The 16310-nt window shown below is 65.9% G+C and carries 30 protein-coding genes; all 30 read right to left on the bottom strand.

Annotated features, from left to right (window positions below):
• Positions 1-38: 38 nt before the first annotated feature.
• Positions 39-503 carry a 50S ribosomal protein L17 gene (rplQ, locus tag AB0F13_RS08735; protein ID WP_030368392.1) on the bottom strand — a complete coding sequence of 155 codons (465 nt, stop codon included), beginning with the start codon at positions 501-503 and terminating at the stop codon, positions 39-41.
• A gap of 138 nt (positions 504-641) precedes the next feature.
• Complete coding sequence (locus AB0F13_RS08730) at positions 642-1664, bottom strand: DNA-directed RNA polymerase subunit alpha (protein WP_004946635.1); 1023 nt, start codon at positions 1662-1664, stop codon at positions 642-644.
• Between the two features lie 140 nt (positions 1665-1804).
• A complete protein-coding gene (gene rpsK, locus AB0F13_RS08725; RefSeq protein WP_003956432.1) occupies positions 1805-2209 on the bottom strand; it encodes a 30S ribosomal protein S11 in 405 nt (134 codons plus the stop codon).
• Between the two features lie 68 nt (positions 2210-2277).
• The gene (gene rpsM / locus AB0F13_RS08720) at positions 2278-2658 is read right to left on the bottom strand and encodes a 30S ribosomal protein S13 (protein WP_362077363.1); all 381 of its coding nucleotides are present in this window, start codon (positions 2656-2658) and stop codon (positions 2278-2280) included.
• 178 nt (positions 2659-2836) lie between these two features.
• Positions 2837-2950, bottom strand: coding sequence for a 50S ribosomal protein L36 (rpmJ, locus tag AB0F13_RS08715; RefSeq protein ID WP_003956441.1), 114 nt, complete (start codon positions 2948-2950; stop codon positions 2837-2839).
• Between the two features lie 59 nt (positions 2951-3009).
• Positions 3010-3231, bottom strand: coding sequence for a translation initiation factor IF-1 (gene infA, locus AB0F13_RS08710; protein ID WP_003956442.1), 222 nt, complete (start codon positions 3229-3231; stop codon positions 3010-3012).
• Between the two features lie 163 nt (positions 3232-3394).
• Complete coding sequence (gene map, locus AB0F13_RS08705; RefSeq protein WP_362077360.1) at positions 3395-4231, bottom strand: type I methionyl aminopeptidase; 837 nt, start codon at positions 4229-4231, stop codon at positions 3395-3397.
• 218 nt (positions 4232-4449) lie between these two features.
• Positions 4450-5106 (bottom strand): adenylate kinase, encoded by a 657-nt coding sequence (locus AB0F13_RS08700; protein ID WP_362077357.1) that lies wholly within the window; start codon positions 5104-5106, stop codon positions 4450-4452.
• Positions 5106-6419 carry a preprotein translocase subunit SecY gene (secY, locus tag AB0F13_RS08695; RefSeq protein WP_362077355.1) on the bottom strand — a complete coding sequence of 438 codons (1314 nt, stop codon included), beginning with the start codon at positions 6417-6419 and terminating at the stop codon, positions 5106-5108. Before secY ends, AB0F13_RS08700 begins: the two co-directional genes overlap by 1 nt.
• 215 nt (positions 6420-6634) lie before the next feature.
• Positions 6635-7090 carry a 50S ribosomal protein L15 gene (gene rplO, locus AB0F13_RS08690; RefSeq protein ID WP_362077353.1) on the bottom strand — a complete coding sequence of 152 codons (456 nt, stop codon included), beginning with the start codon at positions 7088-7090 and terminating at the stop codon, positions 6635-6637.
• 1 nt (position 7091) lies between these two features.
• On the bottom strand, positions 7092-7274 hold the full coding sequence (gene rpmD / locus AB0F13_RS08685) for a 50S ribosomal protein L30 (RefSeq protein WP_030368398.1): 183 nt from the start codon (positions 7272-7274) through the stop codon (positions 7092-7094).
• On the bottom strand, positions 7274-7876 hold the full coding sequence (gene rpsE, locus AB0F13_RS08680) for a 30S ribosomal protein S5 (RefSeq protein WP_362077350.1): 603 nt from the start codon (positions 7874-7876) through the stop codon (positions 7274-7276). Before rpsE ends, rpmD begins: the two co-directional genes overlap by 1 nt.
• Before the next feature lie 46 nt (positions 7877-7922).
• Positions 7923-8306, bottom strand: coding sequence for a 50S ribosomal protein L18 (gene rplR, locus AB0F13_RS08675; protein ID WP_362077347.1), 384 nt, complete (start codon positions 8304-8306; stop codon positions 7923-7925).
• A gap of 3 nt (positions 8307-8309) precedes the next feature.
• Positions 8310-8849, bottom strand: a complete 540-nt coding sequence (rplF, locus tag AB0F13_RS08670) for a 50S ribosomal protein L6 (protein WP_362077344.1) — start codon at positions 8847-8849, stop codon at positions 8310-8312.
• Between the two features lie 21 nt (positions 8850-8870).
• A complete protein-coding gene (gene rpsH / locus AB0F13_RS08665) occupies positions 8871-9269 on the bottom strand; it encodes a 30S ribosomal protein S8 (RefSeq protein ID WP_071964540.1) in 399 nt (132 codons plus the stop codon).
• 209 nt (positions 9270-9478) lie between these two features.
• Complete coding sequence (locus tag AB0F13_RS08660) at positions 9479-9664, bottom strand: type Z 30S ribosomal protein S14 (protein WP_071964550.1); 186 nt, start codon at positions 9662-9664, stop codon at positions 9479-9481.
• A gap of 2 nt (positions 9665-9666) precedes the next feature.
• A complete protein-coding gene (gene rplE / locus AB0F13_RS08655; RefSeq protein WP_362077340.1) occupies positions 9667-10227 on the bottom strand; it encodes a 50S ribosomal protein L5 in 561 nt (186 codons plus the stop codon).
• Positions 10227-10550 (bottom strand): 50S ribosomal protein L24, encoded by a 324-nt coding sequence (gene rplX / locus AB0F13_RS08650; RefSeq protein ID WP_071964542.1) that lies wholly within the window; start codon positions 10548-10550, stop codon positions 10227-10229. The genes rplE and rplX overlap by 1 nt, the downstream gene beginning before the upstream one ends.
• Before the next feature lie 3 nt (positions 10551-10553).
• Positions 10554-10922, bottom strand: coding sequence for a 50S ribosomal protein L14 (rplN, locus tag AB0F13_RS08645; protein WP_030368406.1), 369 nt, complete (start codon positions 10920-10922; stop codon positions 10554-10556).
• 116 nt (positions 10923-11038) lie between these two features.
• The gene (gene rpsQ / locus AB0F13_RS08640) at positions 11039-11320 is read right to left on the bottom strand and encodes a 30S ribosomal protein S17 (RefSeq protein ID WP_030026328.1); all 282 of its coding nucleotides are present in this window, start codon (positions 11318-11320) and stop codon (positions 11039-11041) included.
• On the bottom strand, positions 11320-11544 hold the full coding sequence (gene rpmC / locus AB0F13_RS08635) for a 50S ribosomal protein L29 (protein ID WP_030368408.1): 225 nt from the start codon (positions 11542-11544) through the stop codon (positions 11320-11322). Before rpmC ends, rpsQ begins: the two co-directional genes overlap by 1 nt.
• Positions 11544-11963 (bottom strand): 50S ribosomal protein L16, encoded by a 420-nt coding sequence (gene rplP, locus AB0F13_RS08630; protein ID WP_030368409.1) that lies wholly within the window; start codon positions 11961-11963, stop codon positions 11544-11546. The genes rpmC and rplP overlap by 1 nt, the downstream gene beginning before the upstream one ends.
• Before the next feature lie 5 nt (positions 11964-11968).
• Positions 11969-12790, bottom strand: a complete 822-nt coding sequence (gene rpsC, locus AB0F13_RS08625; RefSeq protein ID WP_362077335.1) for a 30S ribosomal protein S3 — start codon at positions 12788-12790, stop codon at positions 11969-11971.
• Positions 12790-13137 (bottom strand): 50S ribosomal protein L22, encoded by a 348-nt coding sequence (gene rplV / locus AB0F13_RS08620; RefSeq protein ID WP_030359020.1) that lies wholly within the window; start codon positions 13135-13137, stop codon positions 12790-12792. Before rplV ends, rpsC begins: the two co-directional genes overlap by 1 nt.
• 41 nt (positions 13138-13178) lie before the next feature.
• Positions 13179-13460 (bottom strand): 30S ribosomal protein S19, encoded by a 282-nt coding sequence (gene rpsS / locus AB0F13_RS08615; protein WP_301886640.1) that lies wholly within the window; start codon positions 13458-13460, stop codon positions 13179-13181.
• A 12-nt stretch (positions 13461-13472) separates the two neighbouring features.
• On the bottom strand, positions 13473-14309 hold the full coding sequence (gene rplB / locus AB0F13_RS08610) for a 50S ribosomal protein L2 (protein WP_071964544.1): 837 nt from the start codon (positions 14307-14309) through the stop codon (positions 13473-13475).
• A 40-nt stretch (positions 14310-14349) separates the two neighbouring features.
• Complete coding sequence (gene rplW / locus AB0F13_RS08605; RefSeq protein WP_030368414.1) at positions 14350-14673, bottom strand: 50S ribosomal protein L23; 324 nt, start codon at positions 14671-14673, stop codon at positions 14350-14352.
• Positions 14673-15323 (bottom strand): 50S ribosomal protein L4, encoded by a 651-nt coding sequence (rplD, locus tag AB0F13_RS08600; RefSeq protein WP_362077330.1) that lies wholly within the window; start codon positions 15321-15323, stop codon positions 14673-14675. The genes rplW and rplD overlap by 1 nt, the downstream gene beginning before the upstream one ends.
• An 8-nt stretch (positions 15324-15331) precedes the next feature.
• Positions 15332-15976: a 50S ribosomal protein L3 gene (gene rplC / locus AB0F13_RS08595; RefSeq protein WP_362077327.1), complete on the bottom strand. Its 645-nt coding sequence runs from the start codon at positions 15974-15976 to the stop codon at positions 15332-15334.
• A 13-nt stretch (positions 15977-15989) separates the two neighbouring features.
• Positions 15990-16298, bottom strand: a complete 309-nt coding sequence (gene rpsJ, locus AB0F13_RS08590) for a 30S ribosomal protein S10 (protein ID WP_003948644.1) — start codon at positions 16296-16298, stop codon at positions 15990-15992.
• Positions 16299-16310 lie beyond the last annotated feature (12 nt).

The raw sequence follows: 16310 nt of genomic DNA, 5'->3' as shown, positions 1-16310 counted from the left end.
GGCCCCTCCTGCGCCGAAGGCGGCGCCAGGAGGGAGCGTCAGGCGTCCTTCGACTCCTCGGCCGGAGCCTCGGCGGCAGCCTCGGACTCCTTGACCGCACGCTTGGTGGCGGCCTCGGCCTCGGCAACGGTCGCCTTCTTGGCGATCTCGCCCTCGACCAGCTCGATCACAGCCATCGGGGCGTTGTCGCCACGACGGTTGCCGATCTTGGTGATACGGGTGTAGCCACCCGGACGCTCGGCGAAGCGCGGAGCGATCTCGGTGAAGAGCACGTGAACGATGCCCTTGTCCGTGATCGTCTGCAGCACCTGGCGACGGTTGTGGATGTCGCCCTTCTTCGCCTTGGTGATCAGACGCTCGGCGACCGGACGCAGGCGGCGGGCCTTGGCCTCGGTCGTGGTGATGCGGCCGTGCTCGAAGAGAGACTTGGCGAGGTTCGCCAGCATCAGCTTCTCGTGCGCGGCACCGCCGCCCAGACGGGCACCCTTGGTGGGACGCGGCATGGTGTTTCTCCTTGTTCTCTGCACCGGCCGTATCAGGTACCGATGTCAGGTCCCAGTGGGCGGTTGCCCACCGGAAGTGTGCAGATCAAGCCCGTCCGGCGATCGAGGACAAGGCCTCGGTCACCGGACGGGGCCGGATCAGTACTGCTCGGTCTCGACGAAACCCGCGTCCGCGTCGTCGTCGGCGCCGAAGGCGTCGGCGGCAGCGGTCGGGTCGAATCCGGGCGGGCTGTCCTTGAGGGCCAGGCCCATGCCGGCCAGCTTCGCCTTGACCTCGTCGATCGACTTCGCACCGAAGTTGCGGATGTCGAGCAGGTCCGCCTCGGAGCGGGCGACGAGCTCACCCACGGAGTGGATGCCCTCGCGCTTGAGGCAGTTGTAGGACCGAACGGTGAGCTCGAGCTCCTCGATCGGCAGCGCCAGGTCGGCGGCAAGGGCGGCGTCCGTGGGGGACGGGCCCATGTCGATGCCCTCGGCGTCGATGTTGAGCTCGCGGGCCAGACCGAACAGCTCGACCAGGGTCTTACCGGCGGACGCCATGGCGTCGCGCGGGCGCATGGCCTGCTTGGTCTCGACGTCGACGATCAGCTTGTCGAAGTCGGTGCGCTGCTCGACACGGGTCGCCTCGACCTTGTAGGTGACCTTGAGAACCGGCGAGTAGATGGAGTCGACCGGGATACGGCCGATCTCCTGGCCCACCTGCTTGTTCTGGACGGCGGAGACGTAGCCGCGACCGCGCTCGACGGTCAGCTCCATCTCCAGCTTGCCCTTGGCGTTCAGGGTCGCCAGGACCAGGTCGGGGTTGTGCACCTCGACGCCGGCCGGCGGGGCGATGTCGGCGGCGGTGACCAGACCCGGACCCTGCTTGCGCAGGTACATCACGACCGGCTCGTCGTGCTCCGAGGAGACGACCAGCTGCTTGATGTTCAGGATCAGGTCGGTGACGTCCTCCTTGACGCCCGGCACGGTGGTGAACTCGTGCAGGACACCGTCGATGCGGATGGACGTGACCGCCGCACCCGGGATCGAGGAGAGGAGCGTACGACGCAGGGAGTTGCCGAGGGTGTAGCCGAAGCCCGGCTCCAGCGGCTCGATCACGAACCGGGAGCGGAACTCGTCGACGACCTCTTCGGTCAGCGAGGGACGCTGAGCGATCAGCATGAGTTGTTGCCTCTCAGTCTTAGGCACCCACTATTTGATGCCTAGGTCAAGGGTACGGGCGGCACGGCCCCGAAGAGCCGTACCGCCCGAAGTGCCGTGTGAAGCGGCGCGCGGATTCCTAGGGTCAGCGACCCCGGGGATCAGACGCGGCGGCGCTTCGGCGGACGGCAGCCGTTGTGCGGGGTGGGGGTGACGTCCTGGATGGAGCCAACCTCGAGGCCGGTCGCCTGCAGCGAACGGATGGCGGTCTCACGACCGGAACCCGGACCCTTGACGAAGACGTCGACCTTGCGCATGCCGTGCTCCTGCGCGCGACGGGCAGCCGACTCGGCGGCCATCTGCGCGGCGAAGGGGGTGGACTTGCGCGAGCCCTTGAAGCCGACGTGGCCGGCGGAGGCCCAGGAGATCACGTTGCCCGAAGGGTCGGTGATCGAAACGATGGTGTTGTTGAACGTGCTCTTGATGTGCGCGTGGCCGTGAGCGACGTTCTTCTTTTCCTTGCGACGCACCTTCTTGGCTGCGCCCTGACGACCCTTGGGGGGCATGTCTTACTCCTGTGGAGTGGAGGTGATCGGTCCTACAGCGAAGACCGCTGGTGAGCGTCCGCTGAGGACTACTTCTTGCCCGGCTTCTTCTTGCCGGCGATCGCGCGACGCGGGCCCTTGCGGGTACGAGCGTTCGTGCTGGTGCGCTGACCGTGGACCGGCAGGCCACGACGGTGACGCAGACCCTGGTAGCAGCCGATCTCGACCTTGCGGCGGATGTCGGCCTGGATCTCGCGACGGAGGTCACCCTCGGTCTTGAGGTTGGCGTCCACGTACTCGCGGATCTTGACCAGGTCCTCTTCGGGAAGGTCACGAACGCGGGTGTTCGGGTTCACGCCAGTGGCGGCGAGAGTCGCCTGCGACTGGGTGCGGCCGATGCCGAAGACGTAGGTGAGTGCAACCTCCACGCGCTTTTCACGCGGGATGTCAACACCGGAAACGCGTGCCATTCAATGGCTCCAGATGTTCTCGGGGGTCTGACACAGAACCGCTCCCGGCCGCCGTACAAGGTACGTTCCGGGTCCCCGGCCCCCGCCGGAGGTGTCGCCAGCCTGGGCTGGACGGGCTCTGCGTATGTACGTATTTGCTGTGCGTCGCGCGAAGAAACTGCGGAGTGCAGGTTCTGCGTCAGCCCTGGCGCTGCTTGTGGCGCAGGTTGTCGCAGATGACCATGACCCGGCCGTGGCGGCGGATCACCTTGCACTTGTCGCAGATCTTCTTGACGCTCGGCTTGACCTTCATGGGTGTGAGGTTCTCCGGGTCAGTGCCGTCACCCCGTGCGAGCGGGGCGCCGACAAGATCTACTTGTAGCGGTAGACGATCCGGCCACGCGTCAGGTCGTAGGGAGACAGCTCCACGACGACCCGGTCATCCGGAAGGATGCGGATGTAGTGCATCCGCATCTTGCCGCTGATGTGCGCGAGGACCTTGTGACCGTTCTGGAGCTCTACCTTGAACATCGCGTTCGGCAGAGACTCGATCACGGTGCCCTCGATCTCGATGGCACCTTGCTTCTTGGCCACGCTTCGCCTTTCGAATCGGCTACCTTGATCGACTCCCCCATATGCACGCAGGCATGCGGATACACGAGAGCCGACGCATCAGTCTACGTCAGGGCAACCGGAAAGACTAATCCAGGGTCCTTGCCCCGCCGAGAAGATCCTTACGCCGGCGCGCCGGGGTGACTCAGGCCAGCGGGTCGGGCGCCGCCGTGACCCCGTACTCCGCCAGCTTCGCCCGGCCGCCGTCGACCGCCGTGAGCACCAGGGGGCCCTGCTCCGTCAGGGCGACGGAGTGCTCCCAGTGCGAGGACCAGCTCTTGTCGTCCGTCAGTACGGTCCAGTCGTCCTCGAGGACGTGCGTACGGGCGGTGCCCAGGCTCACCATGGGCTCGATGGCGATGCAGAAGCCGGGAACGAGCTTGGGACCCTTGCCGCGCTTGCGGGAGACGTAATTCAGCAGGTGCGGGTCCATGTGCATCTCGGAGCCGATGCCGTGGCCGCCGTAGTCCTCGATGATCCCGTACTTGCCGGAGGCCGGGCGGGGCTGGCGGCGGATGTAGCCCTCGATGGCCTTGGAGATGTCCACCAGGCGGTTGCCGTTGCGCACGGCCGCGATACCGGCCCACATGGACTCCTCGGTCACCCGGGAGAGCTCGATGAGCTCCGGGGCGTGACCGGTGCCCACGAAGGCCGTGAAGGCCGCGTCACCGTGCCAGCCGTCCACGATGGCGCCGGCGTCGATGGAGATGATGTCGCCGTCCTTCAGGACGGTCCTGGTGTCCGGGATGCCGTGGACGACGACCTCGTTGACCGAGGTGCAGATCGTGGCGGGGAAACCGCCGTACCCGAGGAAGTTCGACTTGGCCCCGTGCTCGGCGAGCACCTTGCGGGCCACCTCGTCCAGGTCCCTGGTCGTGGCACCGGGAACGGCGGCTTCCCGGGTGGCCGCGTGGATGGCGGCGACGACAAGCCCCGCCTCGCGCATCTTCGCGATCTGCTCCGGGGTCTTGATCTCGACCATTGCGGCTGAAGCCTTTCCTGAACCGACGACTGGGCTCGCCCACGGCTCGGCCGGGGCTCCGGCGGCCCGGGGCCGCCTGGCGTGCCGCGCGGCCCGGACGGCCGGCGACGCCCGGCGGAGCCGGAGCGTCACTCAGCGCGAGGGCGCGGCAGGCCCCTACACAATACGGCCGCGATGCCCTGGTGGGCATCGCGGCCGTATCCGTACTGCTGGGTCCCTCAGGCGGCGTCGCGCTCGAGCGCGGCCATCGCCCGCTGGGTGACCTCGGCGACCTTGCCGAGCGCCGAGATCGTCACCACCAGGCCCTGGGCCTTGTAGTAGTCGATGATCGGCTCGGTCTCGCTGTGGTAGACCTCCAGCCGCTTGCGGACAGTCTCCTCGCTGTCGTCCTCGCGCTGGTACAGCTCGCCGCCGCAGATGTCGCAGACACCTTCGGTCTTCGGCGCGTTGTAGATCGCGTGGAAGACGTGGCTGCTCTCGTTGCGGCAGATCCGGCGACCGGCGATCCGCTTGACGACCTCGTCCTCCGGGACCTCCAGGTCCAGGACGGCGTCGAGCCGCAGTCCGTCGACCTTGAGGATCTCGTCCAGCGCCTCGGCCTGGGCCAGGTTGCGCGGGAAGCCGTCCAGCAGGAAACCGTCGGCGGCGTCCGGCTGCTGCATGCGGTCCTTGGCCATCCCGATGGTGACCTCGTCCGGCACCAGCTGGCCGGCCCGCATGTACTCCTGGGCCTTCTGGCCGAGCGGCGTGCCCTGGCTGATGTTCGCCCGGAAAAGGTCACCCGTCGAGATGTGCGGGATCGCGAGGTTCTTGGCGAGGTACGCGGCCTGCGTACCCTTGCCGGCGCCGGGCGGGCCGACGAGGACGATTCGCATCAGCGGAGGAACCCTTCGTAGTTGCGCTGCTGAAGCTGGCTCTCGATCTGCTTCACAGTCTCCAGACCGACACCCACGATGATCAGGATGCTGGTTCCCCCGAACGGGAAGTTCTGGTTCGCGTTGAGTGTGACCAGTGCCACGGTGGGCACCAGGGCGATCAGGCCCAGGTAGAGCGAGCCAGGCCACGTGATGCGGTTCAGCACGTAGCTCAGGTACTCCGCGGTGGGACGACCGGCCCGGATGCCCGGAATGAAACCACCATACTTCTTCATATTGTCGGCAACTTCTTCGGGGTTGAAGGAGATGGCGACGTAGAAGAAGGCGAAGAAAACGATCAGCAGGAAGTACGTGACCATGTAGATCGGGTGGTCACCCTTGACCAGGTTGGCCTGGACCCAGTTCGCCCAGCCCGCCTTGGATCCCGTGAACTGCACCAGCAGCGCCGGGATGTAGAGCAGCGACGAGGCGAAGATGACCGGGATCACACCGGCCTGGTTCACCTTCAACGGGATGTAGGTGGACGTGCCGCCGTAGGAACGGCGGCCGATCATGCGCTTCGCGTACTGCACCGGGATGCGGCGCTGGGCCTGCTCGACGAAGACGACCAGCGCGACCATGGCCAGACCGCAGAGGATCACCAGGCTGAACTCCAGCCAGCCGCCCATCAGCTTGCCCTGCATCTTGATCGCCCACAGGGCGCCCGGGAAGCCGGCCGCGATGGAGGTGAACATCAGGATGGACATGCCGTTGCCGATGCCGCGGTCGGTGATCAGCTCACCGAGCCACATGATGAGCGCGGTACCCGCGGTCATGGTGATGACCATGACGACCGTGGTGAAGATCGACTGGTTGGGAACGATCTGGTTCCCGACCGTGCAGTTCCCGAAGAGCGCACCGCTGCGCGCGGTGGCCACGAGGCCGGTGCCCTGGAGTACGGCGAGGGCGACGGTCAGATAGCGCGTGTACTGCGTGATCTTGGTTTGTCCGGACTGGCCCTCCTTCTTGAGGGCCTCAAGTCGCGGAATGACGACGGTGAGCAGCTGAAGGATGATGCTCGCCGTGATGTACGGCATGATCCCCAGCGCGAAGATCGTGATCTGAAGCAGCGCACCACCGCTGAACATGTTCACGAGGCCGAAAAGGCCCATCCCGCTCTTGGCCTGGTCCATGCACGTCTGGACGTTCTGATAGTCGACGCCCGGCACGGGCACATGTGCCCCGAGCCGGAAGAGGACCATGATGCCCAGCGTGAACAGCAGCTTCTTGCGCAGGTCGGGCGTTTTGAACGCCCGGGCGAACGCGGTGAGCACGGTGCCTCCTGCGCCTCCCACGTGGCTGCGTGAGAGGTGACGGTCTTGAAGGATCGACAGAAACCTGACGGATTACGTATCAGTCAAAATCCGCACGGACACAGGCCGTGCGGAGGTTAACAGTGCACGCCACCTTACCGGCGACCGTGCCCCCCTTGGAACGACCAACCGGGGATGCCCCTTTTGGGACATCCCCGGTTGTCAGATCAACGGGCTCAGATGAGCTCGGTGACGGTGCCGCCGGCGGCGGCAATCTTCTCCTGGGCGGAGCCGGAGACGGAGTCGACCGTCACCTGCAGCGCCACGGAGATCTCGCCCTGGCCAAGGACCTTGACGAGCTCGTTCTTGCGAACAGCACCCTTGGCGACCAGATCGGCCACCGTAACCTCGCCACCCTGCGGGTAGAGCGCGGCCAGCTTGTCCAGGTTCACGACCTGGAACTGCTTGTGGGCGGGGTTCTTGAAGCCCTTGAGCTTCGGGAGACGCATGTGGAGGGGCATCTGCCCGCCCTCGAAGCGCTCCGGAACCTGGTAGCGGGCCTTCTGGCCCTTGGTGCCACGACCTGCGGTCTTACCCTTGGACGCCTCGCCACGACCCACACGGGTCTTGGCGGTCTTGGCGCCCGGGGCAGGACGGAGGTTGTGGACCTTCAGCGGGTTGTTCTCCGCCATGTCAGTCGACCTCCTCAACCGTCACGAGGTGGCGGACGGTCTGCACCATGCCGCGGATCTCGGGACGGTCCTCCTTGACAACCACATCGTTCATGCGCTTGAGACCAAGCGAACGAAGGGTGTCGCGGTGGTTCTGCTTGCTGCCGATGTAGGACTTGACCTGCGTGACCTTGAGGCGAGCCATTACGCACCCGCCCCTGCACGCGCCCGCAGCAGAGCGGCGGGAGCAACGTCCTCCAGCGGCAGGCCACGACGGGCAGCGATCTCCTCGGGGCGCTGAAGGCCCTGAAGCGCAGCCACCGTGGCGTGCACGATGTTGATCGGGTTCGACGAACCGAGCGACTTCGACAGGATGTCGTGGATGCCCGCGCACTCGAGCACCGCTCGCACCGGGCCACCGGCGATAACGCCGGTACCGGGGGAAGCGGGCTTGAGCAGCACGACACCGGCCGCCTTCTCGCCCGTGATCGGGTGCGGGACGGTGCCCTGGATACGGGGGACCTTGAAGAAGTTCTTCTTGGCCTCTTCAACGCCCTTGGCGATGGCAGCCGGAACTTCCTTGGCCTTGCCGTAACCGACACCGACCGTGCCGTCACCGTCGCCCACCACGACCAGCGCGGTGAAGCTGAAGCGGCGACCACCCTTGACAACCTTGGCGACGCGGTTGATCGCGACTACGCGCTCAACGTACGCGGTCTTCTCGGCGGCAGCGCCACCGTCGCGACCCTTCCGGTCCCGCCGCTCGCCGCCACCGGCACCGCTTCCGCGGCGCTGGGGTCCAGCCATTGGATTTACCTCTCTCTGTTACGTCCGCTAGCTCCGGAACCGGGGCTTAGAACTTCAGCCCGGCTTCGCGGGCGGCGTCCGCCAGAGCGGCAATGCGCCCGGCGTACTGGTTGCCACCGCGGTCGAACACGACGGCCTCGACGCCGGCGGCCTTGGCACGCTCGGCGACCAGGGCGCCCACCTTCGTGGCCTGGGCGCTCTTGTCGCCCTCGCCACCGCGGATGGAGGCGTCCAGGGTCGACGCCGACGCCAGGGTGTGACCCTGAACGTCGTCGATGACCTGAGCCACCAGGTGACGGTTGGAACGCGTCACGACCAGGCGAGGACGCTCGGCCGTACCCGAAATCCGCTTACGGATGCGGATGTGGCGGCGCTTCGCGGCGGCGCGCTTGTACGCGTCACCCTTGGCGATCTTCACACCGTATGCCATGGCTTACTTACCAGCCTTTCCGACCTTGCGGCGGATGACCTCACCCGCATACTTCACGCCCTTGGCCTTGTAAGGGTCAGGCTTGCGAAGCTTGCGAATGTTGGCGGCAACCTCGCCGACCTTCTGCTTGTCGATGCCCTCGACACTGAGCTTGGTGGGCGACTCGACCTTGAAGGTGATGCCCTCGGGGGCCTCGATCAGGATCGGGTGGCTGTAGCCCAGGGCGAACTCCAGGTTGGAGCCCTTCGCCTGGACGCGGTAACCGACACCGCTGATCTCAAGAGCCTTGCTGTAGCCCTGGGTCACGCCGGTGATCATGTTCGCCACCAGCGTGCGGGACAGGCCGTGCAGGGCCTTGTTCTGACGCTCGTCGTTGGGGCGGATGACGTTCAGAACGCCGTCCTCGCCCTTGGCGATCTCGATGGGCGCGGCGATGACGTGGGTCAGGGTGCCCTTGGGGCCCTTGACCTGAACCGCGCGGCCATCAATGGTGACGTCCACACCAGCGGGAACCTGGATGGGCAGCTTGCCAATACGCGACATTAGCTATTCCTCCGTTCCCGATTACCAGACGTAGGCGAGGACTTCCCCACCCACGCCCTTCTTGCTGGCCTGCTGGCCGGTCAGGAGACCGTGGGACGTGGAGATGATCGCCACGCCCAGGCCGCCGAGGACCTTCGGCAGGTTGGTGGACTTTGCGTAGACCCGGAGGCCCGGCTTCGAGATCCGCTTGATGCCCGCGATGGAGCGCTCACGGTTCGGGCCGAACTTCAGGTCGACGACGAGCTTCTTGCCGACCTCGGCATCCTCGACCTTCCAGCCGGCGATGTAGCCCTCCTGCTGCAGGATCTCGGCGATGTGCGCCTTGATCTTGCTGTGGGGCATCGCCACGGAGTCGTGGTAAGCCGAGTTCGCGTTCCGCAGACGGGTCAGCATGTCTGCGATCGGATCGGTCATGGTCATGTTTGGCCTTCGGCCTCTCTCGCCGGGGTTTCCTATGTGCGCCATCCCTCTCCCCGAACAGAGTCGGAGCGGGTGCGGCGCGGGGACCTACGGCGTAGTAAGACGGTCATGGGCGGCGGGCGCCCAACCCTTCAACTCTACGCGAGTGAAGGACTGGGCCCCACCGTCCTTGATGCTTACCGAGAGCCCTGGTCAACCCAAGTGGGTTGTTACCAGGAGCTCTTGGTCACGCCCGGCAGCTCGCCACGGTGAGCCATCTCACGAAGGCACACGCGGCACAGGCCGAACTTGCGGTACACGGAGTGCGGGCGGCCGCAGCGGTTGCAGCGGGTGTACGCGCGAACCGCGAACTTCGGCTTGCGCGCCGCCTTGGCAATCAGGGACTTCTTCGCCACGGTCAGTTCTCCTTGAACGGGAAGCCGAGGTGACGAAGCAGCGCACGGCCCTCATCGTCATTCTTCGCCGTGGTGACCACGGTGATGTCCATACCCCGGACCCGGTCGATCTTGTCCTGGTCGATCTCGTGGAACATGACCTGCTCCGTGAGACCGAAGGTGTAGTTACCCCGACCGTCGAACTGCTTCGGGGACAGACCACGGAAGTCGCGGATGCGCGGGAGCGCCAGCGACAGGGTGCGGTCCAGGAACTCCCACATGCGGTCGCCACGGAGGGTGACGTGGGCGCCGATCGGCTGGCCCTCACGCAGCTTGAACTGCGCGATGGACTTGCGGGCCTTGGTCACGGCGGGCTTCTGACCGGTGATCGTGGTGAGGTCGCGGATGGCGCCCTCGATCAGCTTGGAGTCGCGGGCGGCGTCGCCCACACCCATGTTGACCACGATCTTGGTCAGGCCGGGAACCTGCATGATGTTCTCGAAGGAGAACTCCTCACGCAGCTTGCCGACAATCTCTTCGCGGTAGCGCAGCTTGAGACGCGGCGCGTTGGTGGTGGCAGTCATCAGATGTCCTCACCGGTGCGCTTGGCAACGCGGATCTTGTTGCCGTTGTCATCGAAGCGGTAACCGACACGGGTGACGACCTTCTTGCCGTCCTTCTCCACGACGAGCTGAACGTTGCTCACGTGGATCGGGGCCTCGGTCGTCACGATGCCGCCGGTCTGCGAACCGCGAGCGGTCTGGCCGGCCTTGGTGTGCTTCTTGACCCGGTTGACACCCTCGACGAGGACGCGGTTCTCGCTGGGCATGGCCACGATGACCTTGCCCTGCTTGCCCTTGTCCTTACCGGTGATGACCTGGACCAGGTCGCCCTTCTTGATCTTCATCGGTTACAGCACCTCCGGCGCGAGCGAGACGATCTTCATGAACTTCTTCTCGCGCAGCTCTCGGCCCACGGGGCCGAAGATACGGGTGCCGCGGGGGTCACCGTCGTTCTTGAGAACGACAGCGGCGTTCTCGTCGAAACGGATGTACGAGCCGTCGGGACGGCGGCGCTCCTTGACGGTGCGAACGATGACGGCCTTGATGACGTCACCCTTCTTCACGTTGCCACCGGGGATCGCGTCCTTGACGGTGGCGACGATGACGTCACCGATGCCCGCGTAGCGGCGACCCGAGCCACCGAGAACACGGATGCAAAGGATCTCCTTGGCACCAGTGTTGTCGGCGACGCGAAGTCGCGACTCCTGCTGGATCACGTCTATCTCCTGATCGTCTGCCGGTTCCCGGCGGGGGCCTCAAGCCTCCTGCTGGAGGCTGCGAGGCCCCACACCGAGCCTGGCGGAACTTATCCGAGGGGAAACCCCCTCAGAAATTACTTGGCCTTCTCGAGGATCTCGACGATGCGCCAGCGCTTGCTCGCCGACAGCGGACGCGTCTCCATGATGAGGACGCGGTCGCCGACGCCGGCAGCGTTCTGCTCGTCGTGCGCCTTGAGCTTGTTCGTACGGCGGATGACCTTGCCGTACAGCGCGTGCTTGACACGGTCCTCGACAGCGACGACGACGGTCTTGTCCATCTTGTCGCTGACGACGAGACCCTCACGGGTCTTGCGGAAACCGCGCTCGTTCGTCTCAGTCACATTCTTCTCGCTCATCAGGCGCTCTCCACCGTCTCGATGCCCAGCTCGCGCTCGCGCATCAGGGTGTAGATCCGGGCGATGTCCTTACGGACGGACTTGAGCCGACCGTGGTTCTCGAGCTGCCCGGTCGCCGCCTGGAAGCGGAGGTTGAACAGCTCTTCCTTGGCCTCACGGAGCTTCGCGACGAGGTCCTCGTCGTTCAGCTCACGCAGCTCGGTCGCCTTGATACCAGCGGCCATCACGACTCACCTGCCTCGCGCCGAACAATGCGGCACTTCATCGGAAGCTTGTGGGCGGCGCGGGTGAGCGCCTCCTTGGCAACCTTTTCGTTCGGGAAGGACAGCTCGAACATCACCCGACCGGGCTTGACGTTCGCGATCCACCACTCCGGAGAACCCTTACCGGAACCCATGCGGGTCTCGGCCGGCTTCTTCGTCAGCGGACGGTCCGGGTAGATGTTGATCCACACCTTGCCGCCGCGCTTGATGTGACGGGTCATGGCGATACGAGCGGACTCGATCTGCCGGTTCGTCACGTAGGCCGGGGTCAGGGCCTGGATGCCGTACTCACCGAAGGCGAGCTCAGTGCCACCCTTGGCCATGCCGTTCCGCTTGGGGTGGTGCTGCTTGCGGTGCTTGACCCTGCGAGGGATCAGCATGTCGGTCAGGCCTCCGTTCCGGTGGACTCAGCCGGAGCAGCGGTGGCCTCGGCCTTGGGGGCCTCGGCACCCTGCTGCGGCTTGCGGCCGCGGCCGCCACGCTCGCCACCACGGCCACCACGGGCCGGGCGGTCCTGGGCGCCACCACGCGACGGGCGGTTGCCCGCACGAGCGGCGGCGTTCTCGGCGCGGACCTCGGCGATGTTCTTGACGTCGCCCTTGTAGATCCAGACCTTGACGCCAATACGACCGAAGGTCGTCTTGGCCTCGAAGAAGCCGTAGTCGACGTTCGCGCGGAGGGTGTGCAGCGGCACACGGCCCTCGCGGTAGAACTCCGAGCGGGACATCTCGGCGCCGCCGAGACGGCCACCACACTGGATCTTGATGCCCTTGGCGCCGGCCTTCATCGTCGACTGCATGCTCTTACGCATGGCGCGACGGAAGGAGACGCGGGAGGACAGCTGCTCGGCGACGGCCTGGGCCACCAGCTGAGCGTCCACCTCGGGGTTCTTGACCTCGAGGATGTTCAGCTGGACCTGCTTGCCGGTCAGCTTCTCCAGCTCGCCACGGATGCGGTCGGCCTCGGCGCCACGGCGGCCGATGACGATGCCCGGGCGGGCGGTGTGGATGTCAACGCGGACGCGGTCGCGGGTGCGCTCGATCTCAACCTTCGAGATACCGGCGCGCTCCATGCCCTTCGTCATCATGCGACGAATGGCAACGTCTTCCTTGACGTAGTCCTTGTACAGCTTGTCGGCGTACCAACGCGACTTGAAGTCGGTGGTAATGCCGAGCCGGAACCCGTGCGGGTTAACCTTCTGGCCCATTACCGGGTTCCTTCCTTGCTGCTGACGACCACGGTGATGTGGCTGGTCCGCTTGCGGATCCGGTAGGCACGACCCTGGGCACGCGGACGGAACCGCTTCAGGGTCGGGCCCTCGTCCACGAACGCCTCGCTGATGAACAGCGAAGAAGCGTCCGTGTGGTCGTAGTTGTGCGCGGCGTTGGCAATGGCGCTGTCCAGCACCTTGCCAACCGGCACGCTCGCGGCCTGCGGGGCGAAACGCAGGACCGCCTGAGCCTCCGTGGCGTCCATGCCACGGATGAGGTCCACCACTCGGCGGGCCTTCATGGGCGTGACGCGGATGTACCGCGCCTGGGCCCTGGCTTCCATGGTTGTCCCTTCGGTGTCAGTCATAGTCGTTCACACCCCGCCTAGCGGCGCTTCGACTTGCGGTCGTCCTTGACGTGGCCGCGGAAGGTGCGGGTCGGCGAGAACTCGCCGAGCTTGTGGCCGACCATCGACTCGGTGACGAACACCGGGACGTGCGTCTTGCCGTTGTGCACCGCGAGCGTGTGGCCGAGCATGGCCGGCACGATCATGGAGCGACGGGACCAGGTCTTGATGACGTTCTTGGTGCCGGCTTCGTTCTGGACATCCACCTTCTTGATGAGGTGGTCGTCGACGAAGGGCCCCTTCTTGAGACTACGCGGCATCTAAACCCGCTCCTAGCGCTTCTTGTTCGTCTTGCGGCGGCGGACGATGTACTTGTTGCTCGCCTTCTTGGGAGAACGAGTACGACCCTCCTTCTGACCCCACGGGGAAACCGGGTGGCGACCACCGGAGGTCTTACCCTCACCACCACCGTGCGGGTGGTCGACCGGGTTCATCGCGACACCGCGGACGGTCGGGCGAACGCCCTTCCAGCGCATACGGCCGGCCTTGCCCCAGTTGATGTTCGACTGCTCGGCGTTGCCGACCTCGCCGACAGTGGCGCGGCAGCGGACGTCGACCAGGCGGACCTCGCCGGACGGCATGCGCAGGTGGGCGTAAGCGCCCTCCTTCGCCAGCAGCTGCACGGACGAACCGGCGGAGCGGGCGAACTTGGCGCCACCACCGGGACGGAGCTCGATCGCGTGGATCGTGGTACCGACCGGGATGTTGCGCAGCGGGAGGTTGTTACCCGGCTTGATGTCGGCCGTGGGGCCGTTCTCAACCCGGTCACCCTGGCTGAGCTTCGCCGGGGCGATGATGTAGCGCTTCTCGCCGTCTGCGTAGTGCAGGAGCGCGATGCGCGCGGTGCGGTTCGGGTCGTACTCGATGTGAGCGACCTTGGCCGGCACGCCGTCCTTGTCGTGACGACGGAAGTCGATCACGCGGTAGGCGCGCTTGTGGCCACCGCCCTGGTGACGGACGGTCACACGACCGGTGTTGTTACGGCCGCCCTTGCTGTGCAGGGGGCGGACCAGCGACTTCTCCGGCGTGGACCGCGTGATCTCGACAAAGTCGGCGACGCTGGAGCCACGACGGCCCGGGGTCGTCGGCTTGTACTTGCGGATACCCATTTCTCAGTCCTCGTCCGATTCCGGACGATCCAGACCGCCCTTAGGCGGTCGGACCGCCGAAGATGTCGATACGGTCGCCCTCGGCGAGGGTCACGATGGCGCGCTTGGTGTTGGCGCGCTTGCCGAAACCGGTCTTGGTGCGCTTGCGCTTACCCTGACGGTTGATCGTGTTGACCCCGGTGACCTTGACCGAGAAGACCGCCTCGACGGCCTGCTTGATCTGGGTCTTGTTGGCGCGCGGGTCGACGATGAACGTGTACTTGTTCTCGTCCAGCAGCGCGTAGCTCTTCTCCGAGACAACCGGCTTGACCAGGAGGTCGCGCGGGTCCGAGAAGGTCTTGCTGGTGACGACGGCCTCAGTCATCAGGCCTCGCTCCCTTCGGTCTCAATGGCCTTGGGGCCAGACACGAAGGACTCGAAGGCGGCCTGGGTGAAGACCACATCGTCCGAGACGAGCACGTCGTACGTGTTCAGCTGGCCCGGCTCCAGGATGTGGACCTGGGGCAGGTTGCGGGCGGACAGCCACGCGGCCTCGTCGGACCGGTCGACGACCAGGAGCAGGTTCTTGCGCTCCGAGATCTTGCCGAACAGGGTCTTGGCGGCCTTGGTGGACACCGCACCGTCGACCACGCCGGAGACGACGTGGATACGGCTGTGGCGGGCCCGGTCGGAGAGGGCACCGCGCAGGGCGGCGACCTTCATCTTCTTCGGGGTCCGCTGCGAGTAGTCACGCGGCTGCGGGCCGTGGACGACGCCACCGCCGGCGAACTGCGGCGCACGGGTCGAACCCTGGCGCGCGCGGCCGGTGCCCTTCTGGCGGTACGGCTTGCGGCCACCGCCTCGGACCTCGCCACGAGTCTTGGTCTTGTGCGTGCCCTGGCGGGCAGCGGCCAGCTGTGCGACGACGACCTGGTGGATCAGCGGGATGCTGACCTTCGCGTCGAAGATCTCCGTGGGGAGCTCGACGGTCCCGGCCTTGTCGCCTGCCGGCGAAAGGATGTCAATGGTGCTCATCGGTTACCTCAGGCCCCCTTGGCCGCGGTACGGACCAGGACGAGGCCGCCATTCGGACCAGGAACCGCACCCTTGATCAGGAGCAGGCCCTTCTCCGCGTCAACGGCGTGGACGGTCAGGTTCTGGGTGGTGACCCGCTCATTGCCCATACGGCCCGCCATGCGCATGCCCTTGAACACACGGCCCGGGGTGGCGCAGCCACCGATGGAACCGGGCGAGCGGTGCTTGCGCTGGGTGCCGTGACCGGCGCCGAGGCCACGGAAGTTGTGACGCTTCATGACACCGGCGAAGCCCTTGCCCTTGCTCTGGCCGGTGACGTCAACCTTGACGCCCGACTCGAACACGGCAGCGGTGATCTCCTGGCCGAGCACGTACTCGCTGGCGTCAGCGGTACGGAGCTCCACCAGGTGGCGGCGCGGGGTGACGTCGGCCTTGGCGAAGTGACCCTTGAGGGGCTTGTTCACCTTGCGCGGGTCGATCTCGCCGAAGGCGATCTGGACCGACTCGTAGCCGTCGCTGTCGTTGGTGCGGACCTGGGTGACGACGCAGGGCCCGGCCTTGACGACGGTCACCGGGACGACCCGGTTGTTCTCGTCCCAGACCTGGGTCATGCCGAGCTTCTCGCCCAGGACGCCCTTAATGTTCTTTGCCATCTCGCGCGTCACCTCAGAGCTTGATCTCGATGTCGACGCCAGCCGGCAGGTCGAGACGCATAAGCGAGTCAACCGTCTTCGGCGTGGGGTCGAGAATGTCGATGAGGCGCTTGTGCGTGCGCATCTCGAAGTGCTCGCGCGAGTCCTTGTACTTGTGCGGCGACTTGATGACGCAGTACACGTTCTTCTCAGTGGGCAGCGGCACCGGGCCCGCGACCGACGCACCAGTGCGCGTCACCGTCTCGACGATCTTCTTCGCCGAGGAGTCGATGACCTCGTGGTCGTAGGCCTTGAGCCGGATGCGGATCTTCTGTCCCGCCATGGCTACTCAGTA

The sequence above is a fragment of the Streptomyces sp. NPDC026206 genome, assembly GCF_040638465.1.
GTDB lineage: Bacteria > Actinomycetota > Actinomycetes > Streptomycetales > Streptomycetaceae > Streptomyces.
The sequence above is the reverse complement of the archived record's forward strand: the minus strand, read 5'-3'. Positions and strand labels throughout refer to the sequence as shown.

Excerpts from the sequence above, each read along its gene's own strand:
- rpsQ (WP_030026328.1), bottom strand. The coding sequence starts at position 11,320 with ATGAGCGAGAAGAATGTGACTGAGACGAACGAGCGCGGTTTCCGCAAG.
- rpmJ (WP_003956441.1), bottom strand. The coding sequence starts at position 2,950 with ATGAAGGTCAAGCCGAGCGTCAAGAAGATCTGCGACAAGTGCAAGGTG.
- AB0F13_RS08730 (WP_004946635.1), bottom strand. The coding sequence starts at position 1,664 with ATGCTGATCGCTCAGCGTCCCTCGCTGACCGAAGAGGTCGTCGACGAG.
- rpsM (WP_362077363.1), bottom strand. The coding sequence starts at position 2,658 with ATGGCACGCGTTTCCGGTGTTGACATCCCGCGTGAAAAGCGCGTGGAG.
- rplD (WP_362077330.1), bottom strand. The coding sequence starts at position 15,323 with ATGAGCACCATTGACATCCTTTCGCCGGCAGGCGACAAGGCCGGGACC.
- rplO (WP_362077353.1), bottom strand. The coding sequence starts at position 7,090 with ATGGCGGAGAACAACCCGCTGAAGGTCCACAACCTCCGTCCTGCCCCG.
- rplW (WP_030368414.1), bottom strand. The coding sequence starts at position 14,673 with ATGACTGAGGCCGTCGTCACCAGCAAGACCTTCTCGGACCCGCGCGAC.
- rpsJ (WP_003948644.1), bottom strand. The coding sequence starts at position 16,298 with ATGGCGGGACAGAAGATCCGCATCCGGCTCAAGGCCTACGACCACGAG.
- rpsK (WP_003956432.1), bottom strand. The coding sequence starts at position 2,209 with ATGCCCCCCAAGGGTCGTCAGGGCGCAGCCAAGAAGGTGCGTCGCAAG.
- AB0F13_RS08700 (WP_362077357.1), bottom strand. The coding sequence starts at position 5,106 with ATGCGAATCGTCCTCGTCGGCCCGCCCGGCGCCGGCAAGGGTACGCAG.
- rpsH (WP_071964540.1), bottom strand. The coding sequence starts at position 9,269 with ATGACCATGACCGATCCGATCGCAGACATGCTGACCCGTCTGCGGAAC.
- rplC (WP_362077327.1), bottom strand. The coding sequence starts at position 15,976 with ATGGCAAAGAACATTAAGGGCGTCCTGGGCGAGAAGCTCGGCATGACC.
- rplQ (WP_030368392.1), bottom strand. The coding sequence starts at position 503 with ATGCCGCGTCCCACCAAGGGTGCCCGTCTGGGCGGCGGTGCCGCGCAC.
- rpsC (WP_362077335.1), bottom strand. The coding sequence starts at position 12,790 with ATGGGCCAGAAGGTTAACCCGCACGGGTTCCGGCTCGGCATTACCACC.
- rplP (WP_030368409.1), bottom strand. The coding sequence starts at position 11,963 with ATGCTGATCCCTCGCAGGGTCAAGCACCGCAAGCAGCACCACCCCAAG.
- rplE (WP_362077340.1), bottom strand. The coding sequence starts at position 10,227 with ATGACTGCCACCACCAACGCGCCGCGTCTCAAGCTGCGCTACCGCGAA.
- rplB (WP_071964544.1), bottom strand. The coding sequence starts at position 14,309 with ATGGGTATCCGCAAGTACAAGCCGACGACCCCGGGCCGTCGTGGCTCC.
- rplX (WP_071964542.1), bottom strand. The coding sequence starts at position 10,550 with ATGAAGATCAAGAAGGGCGACCTGGTCCAGGTCATCACCGGTAAGGAC.
- rpmD (WP_030368398.1), bottom strand. The coding sequence starts at position 7,274 with ATGGCTCGCCTCAAGGTCACGCAGGTCAAGTCCTACATCGGCAGCAAG.
- rplR (WP_362077347.1), bottom strand. The coding sequence starts at position 8,306 with ATGGCATACGGTGTGAAGATCGCCAAGGGTGACGCGTACAAGCGCGCC.
- rpsS (WP_301886640.1), bottom strand. The coding sequence starts at position 13,460 with ATGCCGCGTAGTCTCAAGAAGGGGCCCTTCGTCGACGACCACCTCATC.
- rpmC (WP_030368408.1), bottom strand. The coding sequence starts at position 11,544 with ATGGCCGCTGGTATCAAGGCGACCGAGCTGCGTGAGCTGAACGACGAG.
- rpsE (WP_362077350.1), bottom strand. The coding sequence starts at position 7,876 with ATGGCTGGACCCCAGCGCCGCGGAAGCGGTGCCGGTGGCGGCGAGCGG.
- rplV (WP_030359020.1), bottom strand. The coding sequence starts at position 13,137 with ATGGAAGCCAGGGCCCAGGCGCGGTACATCCGCGTCACGCCCATGAAG.
- map (WP_362077360.1), bottom strand. The coding sequence starts at position 4,231 with ATGGTCGAGATCAAGACCCCGGAGCAGATCGCGAAGATGCGCGAGGCG.
- rplF (WP_362077344.1), bottom strand. The coding sequence starts at position 8,849 with ATGTCGCGTATTGGCAAGCTGCCCATCCAGGTTCCCGCTGGTGTGGAC.